Below are 12,502 nucleotides of genomic sequence, written 5' to 3'. Positions count from 1 at the left end.
CTGACCGTTAGCCCGCCAGCTCACTCGAAATACGCAACTCCAGGCGATGCCTTTCATCCGGCTTTAGCTGCACGACATCTTCCAGCACATTGGCCGTTTCGATACACAACATGTTCTGCCAGGCGTCATAGGGAAACTGCGAGAGTCGCCTGGCCTTGTCGACCCACGGATTCCACAGCACAGCCGAGCGCGAGCCACGGGCATCCAGATGGATGCGCCGGCCCCAGCCGGGGTCGATGATACTTAGCCGCGCGGGAGTATCGAGGTAGATGCGATCGGTCTCGGCGCTGAATCCCAGTTCGCTCTGCTGACGCAGCTCCTGCCAGTCCTGCAGGGTGTCTAGGTAGCGACAGGCCTGCAGCCCCTCGACGCTGGCCTGACGCACATCGCTGACGGCGAAGTAACTGTGCAGTGCCTGGCTCAGGGTCAGGAGCGTGTCACCGCGGTTATGGGTTTCCAGGCTCATGCTGAGGTCGTTCGCCAGACGCACGACGAAAGTCAGGCTGGCATCCCTGGGCCAACCCTCCAGTGGCTGATTGCGCGTGTCGTAGGTAAAGCGCAAGGTGACGGCGTGGTCTTCCTCATCGATGCCCAGCAACTCCCAGTCCAGCGCCCTCACCATGCCGTGGGCTGGCGCCTGCTCCTCCTGATAGTGCGCCTGCACCGCCTGCGGATTGCGCCGCAGGTCACCGAACCAGGGCCAGCACACCGGCACACCACCACGCACGCTTTGTCCACGCTGGTAGACCGCATCCGGGCTTAGCCAGATCAGCGGCGGCTGCTCGCCCTGCTGGTAACTGAGGATCTGCGCACCCTGCTGGGCCACCAGCAATTCGCTGTCAGTGGCACGGATGCGCCAGCAGACCAGTTGATCCAGTTCCACACGTTCGACTTGGGCGGTGCTCATGGCGACCTCTCGTTGAGATAGATGACAGACAGTGTGACAACGCAAAAAGCAAAACGCCCATCACAAGGACGGGCGTTTTGCCAAACCAGCCAGCAATGCTTACTTGCCGTAGACCTGTTCCGGCAGCCAGGTGATCAGCCCCGGGAAGATGTAGGCGATCACCAGCAGCAGAATCTGGATCAGGATGAACGGTACGACACCCTTGTAGATGGTGCTGGTCGGGATGCTCGCCGGCGTCACGCCGCGCAGATAGAACAGCGCGAAGCCGAATGGCGGAGTCAGGAAGGAGGTCTGCAGGTTCAGCGCGATCATCACGCCGAGCCAGATCGGGTCGAGGCCCATGGCCAGCAGCACCGGCCCGACGATCGGCACCACCACGAAGGTGATCTCGATGAAATCGAGGATGAAGCCGAGCAGGAAGATGACCAGCATCACCAGGAAGAACGCACCGAGCACGCCGCCTGGCAGTTGGGCGAACACGTCCTCGATCAGCACCTCACCGCCGAAGCCCCGGAACACCAGGGAGAACAGCGAGGCACCGATCAGGATCATGAAGACCATGGCACTGATTTCGGTGGTGCCGTAAGCCACTTCCTTGAGCTGACCGAAGTTCAGCTTGCCTTTGCTGAAAGCCAGCAACATGGCGCCCACGGCCCCCAGCGCGGCGGCCTCGGTCGGCGTGGCGTAGCCAGCGAGGATCGAGCCCAGCACCGCGCCAATCAGGATCAGCGGCGGGACCAGGGCTTTGATCAGCTTGCCCCACTCGATCGGACCCAGTTCTTCCTGGGGCAGCGCCGGTAGCTTCTTCGGCTGGAGGATGGCGACTGCGATGATGTAGACGATGTACAGACCAACCAGCAGCAGCCCGGGAATCAGCGCGCCGACGAACAGGTCACCGACCGACACGGTCTTCGGCGAGAAGATGCCCATCTTCAGCTGCGCCTGCTGATAGGCGCTGGACATCACGTCACCCAGCAACACCAGCACGATCGAAGGCGGAATGATCTGCCCCAGGGTGCCGGTAGCCGCCAGGGTACCGGTGGAAATGGCCGGGTCGTAACCACGGCGCAGCATGGTCGGCAGAGCCAGCAGGCCCATGGTCACCACGGTGGCACCGACGATACCGGTGGAAGCTGCCAGCAGAGCGCCAACCACGCACACGGAAATCGCCAGGCCGCCACGCAGGGTGCCGAACAGGCGTGACATGGACTCCAGCAAGTCCTCGGCCACCCGTGAACGTTCCAGCATCACGCCCATGAACACGAACAGCGGTACGGCGAGCATGGTCTGGTTGTTCATGATGCCGAACAGACGGTTCGGCAGAGCGCTGAGGTAACCGGGGTCGAAGGTGCCCGTGACGACGCCGATAGCGGCGAACAGCAGGGAAACGCCGGCCAGGGTGAACGCCACCGGGAAGCCGGCCATCAAGGCCACGCAAATACTGACGAACAGCAGAATCGCCATCAACTCAGCCATGTTTCACCTCCGGAGCCGGCAGGCGACCGCTGAAGACGTAGAGCGCCTTGATCATATTGGAAATACCTTGCAGTACCAGGCTGATGACCAGTACCAGGATGATGCTCTTCTGCAGATAGACGAACTTGAGGCCACCAGACTCGCTGGAAGCTTCCAAAGTCGACCAGGCGTTGCTGACGTAGTCCCAGCTGGCCCAGCCGAGGAACAGCGCGACCGGCAGCAGGAATAGCAGGTTACCGAGAATTTCCACCAGCGCCTGACGGCGGCCGCTGAACTTCTGGTAGAAGATATCCACGCGCACGTGACCGTTGCGCTGCAGAACCCAGGCCGCTGCGCCCATGAACACAAGTGCATGAGCGTAAAGCACCGCCTCCTGCAAGGCTGTCGCACCGATACCGAAACCGTAACGCAGTACCACGACGATGGCGGTACCGATCACCAGAAATACCGTCAGCCAGGCGCAGGCCTTGCCGAACCAGCTGTTGAGCGCATCGATCAGGTATGCGAGAGCGAGGGGAAATGAAGGCTTGTCGGACATAGTGAGTCCTTTATCGTTATGAGTGTAGGAGACAGGACAGCAAGCCGGTTGGCTGCACATCACGCCGCCCGCGTCCTTGTGAGCCGCAGGCCGGCGATTCTAGGCAGGCTACCGGTAATGCAGCAATGCCCGTACAACTTTAGTCGTAGTAGCTAGGCTTGTAGGTCACGACCCCCTATGTTATTCACGCCCGGTCTACCTTCGGCGATCCCGTGGTAAGACCAATACAACAAGAAGGAGCATTGCATGAAACGTCGCGACATACTCGCCGCAGCGGGCGTAGGCCTTGCAGCAACCGCACTGGCAGGCTGTAAAGAAGAGGCCAAGAGCGCCGCAGCACCCCAAGAGGGCTCGAGTTCCCAAACCTTCAACTGGAAGATGGTCACCTCCTGGCCGAAGAACTTTCCGGGCGTCGGCGTGGGGGCCGAGCGCTTCGCCAAGCTGGTCGATGAAATGAGTAACGGCCGCCTGAAGGTCAAGGTGTACGCAGCAGGTGAACTGGTACCGGCACTGGAAGTGTTCGATGCAGTCTCCCGCGGTACCGCCGAGATGGGTCACGGCGCACCGTACTACTGGAAAGGCAAGGTCCCGGCGGCCCAGTTCTTCTGCGCCTCGCCATTCGGCCCGAATGCCCAGGAAATGAACGCCTGGCTGCATCGTGGCGGTGGCCAGCAACTGTGGGAAGAAGTCTACAAACCATTCGGCGTCCTACCGATGGCCTGTGGCAACACCGGCGTGCAGACCGCTGGCTGGTTCAACAAGGAAATGAACTCGGTCGAAGACTTCAAAGGTCTGAAGATGCGTACCCCTGGCCTGGGCGGCGAAGTGCTGACCAAGATGGGCGGCACCGTGGTCAACATGCCGGCCGGTGAAATCTTCACCGCCATGCAGACTGGCGCCATCGACGCCACCGAGTGGATCGGCCCATACAACGATCTGGCCCTCGGCCTGCACAAAGCAGCCAAGTATTACTACACCCCAGGCTGGCAGGAGCCGAGCGTTCTGTTCGAGCTGGACGTCAACATCAAGGCCTGGGAAACCCTGCCTGCGGATCTGCAAGCCATCGTTCGCGCCGCCGCCCGTGACGTCAACGGTGACATGCTCGACGACTACAACGCCAAGAACATGGAGGCCATGGAGCAACTCAAGGCCGACGGCGTGGAAGTTCGCCGCCTGCCGGACGAAGTCCTGGCCCGCCTGAAGGAAGTGGCGGCCGAAGTGGTCGATGCCAGCGCAGCGGCCGACCCGGCAGCAACCAAGGTGTGGGAACACCAGAAGGCCTACCTCAAGCGCCTTTACGAATACGCGGAAAGCAACGAGAAGGATATCTACAACATCCGCGGCTGATCGCTCAGCAAAACAAAACGCCGGCTTCTAGCCGGCGTTTTCGTTACTGCAATTCGCGTTTGCGCTGGGTAAGCGTCAACCGCGACGCGGCGGCACCGGGCGAGTGCGACCACTGCCGTCGATGGCGACGAACACGAACACCGCTTCGGTGACCTTGCGCCACTCGTTGGACAGCGGATCATCGCTCCACACCTCGACCATCATCTGAATCGAACTGCGGCCGATCTCCAGTGCCTGGGTGTAGAACGAGAGCTGGGCGCCCACCGATACCGGTACCAGAAAAGCCATGCGATCGATGGCGACGGTCGCCACACGGCCACCTGCGACCTTGCTCGCCATTGCGGTGCCGGCGAGATCCATCTGCGATACCAGCCAGCCACCGTAGATATCCCCGAAACCATTGGTCTCGCGCGGCAACGCGGTGATCTGCAGGGCGAGGTCACCCTGGGGAATCGGGTCTTCCTGTTCGTAGTCGTTCATCGGTTCGAGACTCGCGGCGCGGTTGTTGTTCTGGGCGCGGAACCCGCATGGCACACGGGCGCAACGAGTATACCGACTGTGCAGTCGACGAGCGACCACTCTGGCAGGACGCAAAACCGCACAGCCCATGTCGGATCGTGCAAAACGCACGACAGGCCAAACCTCGTTCGGGCAGTATGCCTGCCCACCTGGCACCCCAGAAAAACATAAACAACTGATTTTTAGGGATTTTATATAAGAAAACAGCCTGGCACGGGTGCTGCAATGTTCCCAGTGGGTGGCCGGTCATGCACCGGTTGCAATGCAGAACAAGGAAGAGACGGATAACGAGCCATCCGCCTCCAACGCAACAGGAGAATCGCCATGTGGACAGTTGCTCTGGTGCTCACCACCTTGCTGCTTCTGCTCAGCCTGACGCTCGCCAGCGTTGTACTGATTGGTCAGACCCTGTGCGCGAGCCGCAATACCGCCGAGCTGGAGCTGCCCACGGGCGCTGCGCCCCAGCCTGTGGACCCGAGCAATGCGCAAGACCCCTGGCCTGCCTGGGCCATTACCCACTGATCCATCGAGGAGAAACACCATGCTTAGTTGGGCAGTCACTTTCCTGATCATCGCCATCATCGCCGCTGTACTGGGCTTCGGTGGCATCGCTGGCACCGCTGCAGGTATCGCCAAGATTCTATTCGTGGTGTTCCTGGTGCTATTCATCGTCTCGTTCGTCATGGGCCGTCGCCCGCGTCTTTAGGGAGAGATAGATGCAGTCGATTCACGCCATTGCCGCCGCCCTGCTGATGGGCGGCGCCCTGGCGGCTCAGGCCGCCGACCGTTTCCATCCAGGCGAGTTGCTGACCAGCAACACCGAGTACCGCCAAGCCTGGCAGGACCTGGTAAAAGATGAAGAGCGCCTGCCGGAGTGGCTGATCAATCTCAGCGGCCTGTCTACTCCCATGCAGGCAGTGGAAGCCGACAGTGATCGCTACCTGGTCGGCCAGGTCTGCGAAGCGCACAGATGTTTCGGGCAGCGCGCCTATGTCGCCTTCGAATGGGAAGACGATGAAGCCTACGCGCTGTATGTGCAGGTGCCCGATGGCCTGCCCGAGGATCGTGCGCCCAGTGAACACGCCAGCCTGCGCTGGTTGGGCGACCCGGACGAGGAGGTCCAGCAGATGCTGATGGAACAGCTGCGCAGCGATCCCAACTGGTACTAGACATAGTGCCCGCTTATCGAGGCAGGGAAGCGACCTGACCGCCGAAGGACCACGTAACGGCAGGTTGCCGGACGTCCCATGGAATGGGGCGACGCGTTATCATCCCCCGCCAGAACGACGAGGGGGTACGGCATGCTCAATGGCCTGTGGCTGAGTTTTTTTCTGGTGGCAGCGGTCGCGGGCTTCTCCCGCTGGCTGATCGGCGATGACCCAGCGGTGTTCGGCGCCATGGTCGAGAGCCTGTTCGCCATGGCCAAGCTGTCGGTGGAAGTGATGGTGCTGCTGTTCGGCACCATGACCCTGTGGCTCGGCCTGCTGCGCATCGCCGAGCAAGCCGGCCTGGTGGATGCCCTGGCCCGCGTGCTGGGCCCACTGTTCGCACGTCTGATGCCAGAAGTACCGCGCGGCCATCCGGCGCTCGGGTTGATCACCATGAACTTCGCCGCCAACGGCCTGGGTCTGGACAATGCCGCCACGCCCATTGGGCTCAAGGCCATGCGCAGCCTGCAGGAGCTGAACCCGGACAAGCTCACCGCGAGCAACGCGCAGATTCTCTTTCTGGTGCTCAATGCCTCGTCGCTCACGCTACTGCCGGTTTCCATCTTCATGTATCGCGTCCAACAGGGTGCTGCCGACCCGACTCTGGTGTTCCTGCCCATCCTGCTGGCAACCAGTGCCTCGACCCTTGTCGGCTTGCTCTCGGTAGCGCTAATGCAGCGCCTGCGCCTGTGGGATCCGGTGGTACTGGCCTACCTGATCCCAGGGGCGCTGCTGCTCGGTGGCTTCATGGCCCTGCTCGCCGGCCTCAGCGCCACCGCTCTGGCGGCGCTGTCATCGTTGCTCGGCAATCTGACCCTGTTCGGCGTGATTCTGGCCTTCCTGGTGGTCGGCGCACTGCGCAAGGTCAAGGTCTACGAGCAGTTCATCGAAGGCGCGCGCGAAGGCTTCGATATCGCCAAGAGCCTTCTGCCATATCTGGTGGCGATGCTCTGCGCAATCGGCGTGCTGCGGGCTTCCGGCGCCCTCGAGTTCGGCCTCGACGGCATCCGCTGGATGGTGGAAACCTTCGGCTGGGACACCCGTTTCGTCGATGCGCTGCCCACCGCCCTGGTCAAGCCGTTCTCCGGCAGCGCAGCGCGCGCCATGCTGATCGAGACCATGCAGACCCATGGCGTGGACAGCTTCCCTGCGTTGGCTGCGGCAACCGTTCAGGGCAGTACGGAAACCACTTTCTACGTGCTGGCGGTTTACTTCGGCGCAGTGGGTATCCAGCGTGCTCGCCACGCCGTCGGCTGTGCTCTGCTGGCGGAGCTGGCGGGAGTGATCGCAGCGATCACCGTCACCTACTGGTTCTTCGGCTGATTGTCTTCGGGCTGGGGCGCTCAGTTGGCGCCGAACCCCAGCTTGTCACCCGCCCAGCTCAGCAACGGATCGGTGTGCTGGTATTCACGCAACGCCAGCAGCTTGGGCGCGATGAACGCCTCGAAGTCCTCGGGCTGCTCGAAGTACACCCCGGTGAAGATGGTGAACATCGACTTGTTGCCGACTGTGGCATAGAACAGGTTGCCCACCGGCTCACCGTCCTGGGTCAGCAGCTTGAGGCTGGCGCGACTGGCCAGCTTGGTTTCCAGTGGCAGATCCTGCTGCACCAACCCGCTGTCACGCAGGCCGAACGAGGCGCCGAAGGTCTCGGCGTAGCTGGTCATCAGGGCATCTCCGGCGCGCGGGTAGAGCGAGACGCCGCTGTAGAGATAGAACCAGTCGCTGCCCTCGCTCTCGAAACTGAGGTCGATGCTGCGCGCAGCGTAGGTCACCAGCTTTTCGTAGCGCCCCTCGTCCGGCGCCTCGTAAGCGGCAAAATCCTCACCGCTGAGCAGCAAGCGACGCTCCTCGGCGAGTGGCGGTTCGTTGTCGATGCAGCCGCCGAGCGACAGCGCGACGAACAACACCAGCATCATCCTGAACATGACTATCCTCCCTGAATAAGCGTGGCCAGCTTGCCTGATCCACGCCTTGGTGGCCAGCCGCAACCCTCATGGCTGTGCGCGGTGCCACACCCTCCGTCCGCCTGGCGTAAATCGCCACGGCCGCTGGCGACTTCCGCCATTGTCAGCCGACGGTCGCCCGCCTAGCCTGACGCCGGGTAAAAACAATAACCACCAGGCCCGTTTATCCAAAGGGCCGCGTCCGTCGCGCCGGGGCTCTTCCGGCAATCGAACGGACCAGGGCGGACATCAGCGTCCGCCGGGAGACCGTCATGCGCGTTCTGATCACCGGTGCAGCCGGCTTCATCGGCCATCAGTTGCTCGACGAACTGGCCATTCAGCACCCCGAATGGACGCTTATCGCCGCAGACATACGCCCCCTCGCCAGCCAAGGGCTGAAAGCCAACGTCGAGCCGGTGCTGCTGGACATGGGTCGCCCGGCGCAGGTGCGCGCCTGCATCAGCGGCTGGAAACCGGACGCCATCGTCCACCTGGCCACGGTAATACGCCCACCGCGCGATATGACCGAAGCCCACCTGCACGCCATCGAGGTCGGTGGTACCCAGTGTCTGGTGGATAGCGCACTCGCCAACGGCGTACGCCAACTGATAGTTGCCAGCTCCGGCGCAGCCTACGGCTACGCCGCAGACAATGCCGAATGGATCGACGAAGACCAGCCGCTGCGCGGCCACCCATATTTCGCCTACGCCAAGCACAAACTGGAGATCGAACAATTTTTGGCGCGCTGCCGCGAGGAACATCCGCAACTGCGTCAACTGGTGCTACGCCCCGGCACCATCCTTGGCAAACGTCTGAACAACCCGATCAGCGACCTGTTCAAGAAGCGTACGGTGCTCGGCGTGCTCGGCCACACCAGCCGTTTCGTGTTCATCTGGGAGCAGGATGTGATCAGCATCATCCGTCAGGGCCTGGAAGAGAACCGAGAAGGCATCTACAACCTGGCCGGCGATGGCGCGTTGAGCCTCAAGGAAATCGCCGAGATCCTCGGCAAACCCTACCGGCCGCTACCGGCGTCGCTGCTCAGCGGCGCACTGCGCCTGCTCAAGCCACTGGGACTGAGTCAGTACGGCCCGGAGCAACTGGATTTCCTGCGCTACCGCCCCGTGCTGACCAACCAGCGCCTGAAGGAGGAATTCGGCTACCAACCGCGCTATTCGAGCCGCGAAGCCTTCTTCGCCTTCCTCACCGCCCAGGGCATCAGCTACCACTCAAGCGAAAACCGACCTTGAGTTCGACCTGGTAGTGCGCCACCTTGCCATCGACGATATGGCCACGGGTGTCGATGACTTCGAACCAGTCCATATTGCGCACGCTCTTGGCACATTCGGCCAGGGCGTTCTGAATGGCATCCTCGATGCTGATCTTGGAAGTGCCGACGATTTCGATCTTCTTGTAGGTGCGATGGTCGGACATGTCGTTGCTCCATGGTGGCTTTACTACCAGCCTAGACCAGCGGCCAGAGCACGCGCCGAAATGACCTAAACCCGTAGCTCGTGCTCCAGCCAGTGCGCCAATTGCTGAGCGCGGCCATCACGCACGCGTCCCGGCACCCACAGCGCCAGCCGCGCAGCGGTTTCGACGAAGCCCCAGGGCGCGACCAGGCGGCCGGCGGCCAGGTCGTCGGCCACCAACGGCTGCGGCGCGATGGCCACGCCCAGGCCGGCAGCAGCCGCCTCCAGCAGGTAGTAGAGATGCTCGAAACCCTGGCCCTGTTGCAGCCGCGCCAACTCCAGGCCCTGCGCCGTGGCCCACTGCGGCCAGGCCTGGGGACGCGAGGCGGTGTGCAGCAGCGGTTCGTCGAGCAGCGCCACGGCGGGCGCATTGCGCAAATACGCATAGCCGGCAAAGCGCGGGCTCAGGACCGGTCCGATGCGTTCGATATCAAGCTCATGCACCTGCATGTCCGCCGGCCAGGGCGGCGCGGCGAAGCACAGGGTGGCGTCCACCCCGGGGCGGCGCGGATCCAGCTCGCCCTCACTGGCCGATAGCTGCAGGCGCAGCTCCGGCAGCTCGCGATTGAGGCGATCCAGGCGCGGGATAAACCAGCGTGCCAGCAGGCTGCCAGGGCAAGCGAGGACGAAGGGTGCATCATCCTGGCGCTGGCGCAACTCGGCACAGACGCCTCGCAGGCGCTCGAAGGCATCGCTTGCAGCATCGCGCAAACGCATGCCGGCATCGGTGAGTTTCACGCCGCGACCGTCCTTGTCGAACAGACTGACACCAAGCTGTTCTTCCAGCGCACGAATCTGCCGACTGATCGCACCATGGGTAACGTGCAGTTCCTCGCCCGCACGGCTGACACTCTGCAGGCGAGCTGCGGCCTCGAAGGCGCGCAGGGCATTCAACGGAGGAAGTTCTCGACTCATTGACTTGTGACTTTTCCTGACATGTCAGAGCAATCTAATCGCTTTTCAGCCTGCCCGCCAGAGGTAGAATGACGCCATTGTTCACACCTCCCCCCCCAGCCTCTCTCCCAGCGGGCGAGGGGAGCCAAAGCAGGAGCTCGACCATGACCTCATTTCGCACCGGCCCCGACGCTCGCGGCCTGTTCGGTCGCTTCGGCGGCCAGTTCGTCGCCGAAACCCTGATGCCGCTGATCAACTCGCTGGCCGCCGAATACGAGAAGGCCAAAAACGATCCAGCCTTTCTCGACGAGCTGGCCTACTTCCAGCGCGACTACATCGGCCGCGCCAGCCCGCTGTATTACGCAGAACGCCTGAGCGAACACTTCGGCGGAGCGAAGATCTACCTCAAGCGCGAAGACCTGAACCATACCGGCGCGCACAAGATCAACAACTGCATCGGCCAGATCCTGCTGGCCAAGCGCATGGGCAAACAACGCATCATCGCCGAGACCGGCGCCGGCATGCACGGCGTGGCCACCGCCACCGTGGCCGCGCGCTTCGGCATGCAGTGCGTGGTGTACATGGGCACCACCGACATCGACCGCCAGCAGGCCAACGTCTTCCGCATGAAGCTGCTCGGCGCCGAGGTAATCCCGGTCACTGCCGGCACAGGCACCCTCAAGGACGCCATGAACGAAGCCCTGCGCGACTGGGTGACCAACGTCCACAACACCTTCTACCTGATCGGTACCGCCGCCGGCCCGCATCCGTACCCGGCCATGGTGCGCGACTTCCAGTCGGTGATCGGCAACGAAGTGCGTGAGCAGATTCTCGAGAAAGAAGGGCGCCTGCCCGACTCGCTGGTGGCCTGCATCGGTGGCGGTTCCAACGCTATCGGCCTGTTCCACCCCTTCCTCGACGACAGCGCGGTGCAGATCGTCGGCGTCGAAGCGGCCGGTCACGGCGTCGATACCGGCAAGCATGCAGCGAGCATGGCCGGAGGCGCGCCGGGCGTGCTGCACGGCAACCGCACCTTCCTGCTGCAGGATGACGACGGCCAGATCACCGATGCCCACTCCATTTCCGCCGGCCTCGATTACCCCGGCGTCGGCCCGGAACACGCCTGGTTGCATGAGATCAAGCGCGTCGAGTATGTGCCGATCAGCGATGACGAAGCCCTCGAAGCCTTCCACCAGTGCTGCCGCCTGGAAGGCATCATTCCGGCCCTGGAAAGCGCCCACGCGCTGGCCGAAGCCTTCAAGCGCGCACCCAAGCTGCCCAAGGATCACCTGATGGTGATCAACCTGTCCGGTCGTGGCGACAAGGACATGCAGACCGTGATGCACCACATGCAGGACAACCAGGAGAAGCACGCATGAGCCGCCTGCAGAACCGTTTCGCCGAACTCAAGCAGGAAAACCGTGCCGCGCTGGTGACTTTCATCACTGCCGGTGACCCCGACTACGCCACCTCGTTGAGCATCCTCAAGGGTCTGCCGGACGCCGGCGCCGACGTGATCGAGCTGGGTATGCCTTTCACCGACCCGATGGCCGACGGCCCGGCCATCCAGCTCGCCAACATCCGCGCGCTGGCCGGCAAGCAGGGTATGCAGCAGACGCTGCAGATGGTTCACGAATTCCGCACCGGCAACCAGAGCACGCCGCTGGTGCTGATGGGCTACTACAACCCGATCTTCGTCTACGGTGTCGAGCGTTTCATCGCTGACGCCAAGGCCGCTGGCGTCGACGGCCTGATCGTGGTCGACCTGCCGCCAGAGCACAACGACGAACTGTGCGAGCCGGCGCAAGCCGTTGGTCTGGACTTCATCCGCCTGACCACCCCGACCACCGACGACGATCGCCTGCCCACCGTACTGGCTGGCAGCTCCGGCTTTGTCTACTACGTATCGGTGGCGGGCGTGACCGGTGCTGGCGCAGCGACCATGGACCATGTCGAGGAAGCCGTCGCGCGCCTGCGTCGCCACACCGACCTGCCCCTGTGCATCGGCTTCGGCATCCGTACCCCGGAGCACGCGGCAGAAGTGGCCAGGCGCGCCGAGGGCGCGGTGGTTGGCTCGGCGCTGATCGACAAGATCGCCGAGGCGAAAAGCCCGCAACAGGCCATCGACGGCGTACTCGGTCTGTGCCGCGAGCTGGCCGAAGGGGTGCGTGGCGCGCGGCGCTGATCGCAAGCCC

The 12,502-nt window shown here is 62.9% G+C and carries 15 protein-coding genes; 8 read left to right on the top strand and 7 right to left on the bottom strand.

Features of this window, described 5'->3' with window-relative positions; translation table 11 throughout:
• Nucleotides 1-7 precede the first annotated feature (7 nt).
• The 3 genes from H3221_RS05465 to H3221_RS05455 form a co-directional block, all read right to left on the bottom strand.
• Nucleotides 8-907, bottom strand: coding sequence for a D-hexose-6-phosphate mutarotase (locus H3221_RS05465; RefSeq protein WP_196474289.1), 900 nt, complete (start codon nt 905-907; stop codon nt 8-10).
• 99 nt (nt 908-1,006) lie between these two features.
• On the bottom strand, nt 1,007-2,383 hold the full coding sequence (locus H3221_RS05460) for a TRAP transporter large permease (protein WP_160018585.1): 1,377 nt from the start codon (nt 2,381-2,383) through the stop codon (nt 1,007-1,009).
• Nucleotides 2,376-2,921: a TRAP transporter small permease subunit gene (locus tag H3221_RS05455; protein ID WP_192985402.1), complete on the bottom strand. Its 546-nt coding sequence runs from the start codon at nt 2,919-2,921 to the stop codon at nt 2,376-2,378. The genes H3221_RS05460 and H3221_RS05455 overlap by 8 nt, the downstream gene beginning before the upstream one ends.
• 246 nt (nt 2,922-3,167) lie before the next feature.
• On the opposite strand from H3221_RS05455, the gene H3221_RS05450 reads away from it, so the two are divergent.
• A complete protein-coding gene (locus H3221_RS05450) occupies nt 3,168-4,268 on the top strand; it encodes a TRAP transporter substrate-binding protein (protein ID WP_192985401.1) in 1,101 nt (366 codons plus the stop codon).
• Nucleotides 4,269-4,343: 75 nt separating this feature from the next.
• Here H3221_RS05450 and H3221_RS05445 read toward each other — a convergent pair whose 3' ends face one another.
• On the bottom strand, nt 4,344-4,748 hold the full coding sequence (locus H3221_RS05445) for an acyl-CoA thioesterase (protein WP_017676341.1): 405 nt from the start codon (nt 4,746-4,748) through the stop codon (nt 4,344-4,346).
• A 363-nt stretch (nt 4,749-5,111) separates the two neighbouring features.
• Between H3221_RS05445 and H3221_RS05440 the strand changes: the two genes are divergently transcribed.
• The 4 genes from H3221_RS05440 (at nt 5,112) to H3221_RS05425 (ending at nt 7,318) form a co-directional block, all read left to right on the top strand.
• Nucleotides 5,112-5,309, top strand: coding sequence for a hypothetical protein (locus tag H3221_RS05440; RefSeq protein ID WP_196474290.1), 198 nt, complete (start codon nt 5,112-5,114; stop codon nt 5,307-5,309).
• A 19-nt stretch (nt 5,310-5,328) separates the two neighbouring features.
• A complete protein-coding gene (locus H3221_RS05435; protein ID WP_017676339.1) occupies nt 5,329-5,493 on the top strand; it encodes a DUF1328 domain-containing protein in 165 nt (54 codons plus the stop codon).
• Between the two features lie 10 nt (nt 5,494-5,503).
• Nucleotides 5,504-5,956 carry an inhibitor of vertebrate lysozyme family protein gene (locus H3221_RS05430; RefSeq protein WP_196474291.1) on the top strand — a complete coding sequence of 151 codons (453 nt, stop codon included), beginning with the start codon at nt 5,504-5,506 and terminating at the stop codon, nt 5,954-5,956.
• Between the two features lie 132 nt (nt 5,957-6,088).
• On the top strand, nt 6,089-7,318 hold the full coding sequence (locus H3221_RS05425) for a nucleoside recognition domain-containing protein (protein ID WP_059390990.1): 1,230 nt from the start codon (nt 6,089-6,091) through the stop codon (nt 7,316-7,318).
• Between the two features lie 20 nt (nt 7,319-7,338).
• Here the strand turns inward: H3221_RS05425 and H3221_RS05420 are convergent, their stop codons facing one another.
• Nucleotides 7,339-7,923, bottom strand: a complete 585-nt coding sequence (locus H3221_RS05420; RefSeq protein ID WP_196474292.1) for a hypothetical protein — start codon at nt 7,921-7,923, stop codon at nt 7,339-7,341.
• Between the two features lie 290 nt (nt 7,924-8,213).
• On the opposite strand from H3221_RS05420, the gene H3221_RS05415 reads away from it, so the two are divergent.
• Nucleotides 8,214-9,191: an SDR family oxidoreductase gene (locus H3221_RS05415; RefSeq protein WP_196474293.1), complete on the top strand. Its 978-nt coding sequence runs from the start codon at nt 8,214-8,216 to the stop codon at nt 9,189-9,191.
• On the opposite strand, the gene H3221_RS05410 is transcribed toward H3221_RS05415, so the two are convergent.
• On the bottom strand, nt 9,160-9,375 hold the full coding sequence (locus H3221_RS05410) for a dodecin (protein ID WP_196474294.1): 216 nt from the start codon (nt 9,373-9,375) through the stop codon (nt 9,160-9,162). The two genes, H3221_RS05415 and H3221_RS05410, sit on opposite strands and share 32 nt — an antisense overlap.
• A gap of 65 nt (nt 9,376-9,440) precedes the next feature.
• Complete coding sequence (locus H3221_RS05405) at nt 9,441-10,328, bottom strand: LysR family transcriptional regulator (RefSeq protein ID WP_196474295.1); 888 nt, start codon at nt 10,326-10,328, stop codon at nt 9,441-9,443.
• A gap of 143 nt (nt 10,329-10,471) precedes the next feature.
• On the opposite strand from H3221_RS05405, the gene trpB reads away from it, so the two are divergent.
• Nucleotides 10,472-11,686, top strand: a complete 1,215-nt coding sequence (gene trpB / locus H3221_RS05400) for a tryptophan synthase subunit beta (protein ID WP_196474296.1) — start codon at nt 10,472-10,474, stop codon at nt 11,684-11,686.
• The gene (gene trpA / locus H3221_RS05395; protein WP_196474297.1) at nt 11,683-12,492 is read left to right on the top strand and encodes a tryptophan synthase subunit alpha; all 810 of its coding nucleotides are present in this window, start codon (nt 11,683-11,685) and stop codon (nt 12,490-12,492) included. The genes trpB and trpA overlap by 4 nt, the downstream gene beginning before the upstream one ends.
• Nucleotides 12,493-12,502: the final 10 nt, after the last annotated feature.

Source organism: Pseudomonas chaetocerotis (assembly GCF_015712105.2).
GTDB lineage: Bacteria > Pseudomonadota > Gammaproteobacteria > Pseudomonadales > Pseudomonadaceae > Aquipseudomonas > Aquipseudomonas chaetocerotis.
This window is presented reverse-complemented; position numbering and strand designations above follow the sequence as displayed.

What these genes read in the sequence shown, in the direction of transcription:
- H3221_RS05465 (WP_196474289.1), bottom strand. Translation starts at nt 907, where the DNA reads ATGAGCACCGCCCAAGTCGAACGTGTGGAACTGGATCAACTGGTCTGC.
- H3221_RS05460 (WP_160018585.1), bottom strand. Translation starts at nt 2,383, where the DNA reads ATGGCTGAGTTGATGGCGATTCTGCTGTTCGTCAGTATTTGCGTGGCC.
- H3221_RS05455 (WP_192985402.1), bottom strand. Translation starts at nt 2,921, where the DNA reads ATGTCCGACAAGCCTTCATTTCCCCTCGCTCTCGCATACCTGATCGAT.
- H3221_RS05450 (WP_192985401.1), top strand. Translation starts at nt 3,168, where the DNA reads ATGAAACGTCGCGACATACTCGCCGCAGCGGGCGTAGGCCTTGCAGCA.
- H3221_RS05445 (WP_017676341.1), bottom strand. Translation starts at nt 4,748, where the DNA reads ATGAACGACTACGAACAGGAAGACCCGATTCCCCAGGGTGACCTCGCC.
- H3221_RS05440 (WP_196474290.1), top strand. Translation starts at nt 5,112, where the DNA reads ATGTGGACAGTTGCTCTGGTGCTCACCACCTTGCTGCTTCTGCTCAGC.
- H3221_RS05435 (WP_017676339.1), top strand. Translation starts at nt 5,329, where the DNA reads ATGCTTAGTTGGGCAGTCACTTTCCTGATCATCGCCATCATCGCCGCT.
- H3221_RS05430 (WP_196474291.1), top strand. Translation starts at nt 5,504, where the DNA reads ATGCAGTCGATTCACGCCATTGCCGCCGCCCTGCTGATGGGCGGCGCC.
- H3221_RS05425 (WP_059390990.1), top strand. Translation starts at nt 6,089, where the DNA reads ATGCTCAATGGCCTGTGGCTGAGTTTTTTTCTGGTGGCAGCGGTCGCG.
- H3221_RS05420 (WP_196474292.1), bottom strand. Translation starts at nt 7,923, where the DNA reads ATGTTCAGGATGATGCTGGTGTTGTTCGTCGCGCTGTCGCTCGGCGGC.
- H3221_RS05415 (WP_196474293.1), top strand. Translation starts at nt 8,214, where the DNA reads ATGCGCGTTCTGATCACCGGTGCAGCCGGCTTCATCGGCCATCAGTTG.
- H3221_RS05410 (WP_196474294.1), bottom strand. Translation starts at nt 9,375, where the DNA reads ATGTCCGACCATCGCACCTACAAGAAGATCGAAATCGTCGGCACTTCC.
- H3221_RS05405 (WP_196474295.1), bottom strand. Translation starts at nt 10,328, where the DNA reads ATGAGTCGAGAACTTCCTCCGTTGAATGCCCTGCGCGCCTTCGAGGCC.
- trpB (WP_196474296.1), top strand. Translation starts at nt 10,472, where the DNA reads ATGACCTCATTTCGCACCGGCCCCGACGCTCGCGGCCTGTTCGGTCGC.
- trpA (WP_196474297.1), top strand. Translation starts at nt 11,683, where the DNA reads ATGAGCCGCCTGCAGAACCGTTTCGCCGAACTCAAGCAGGAAAACCGT.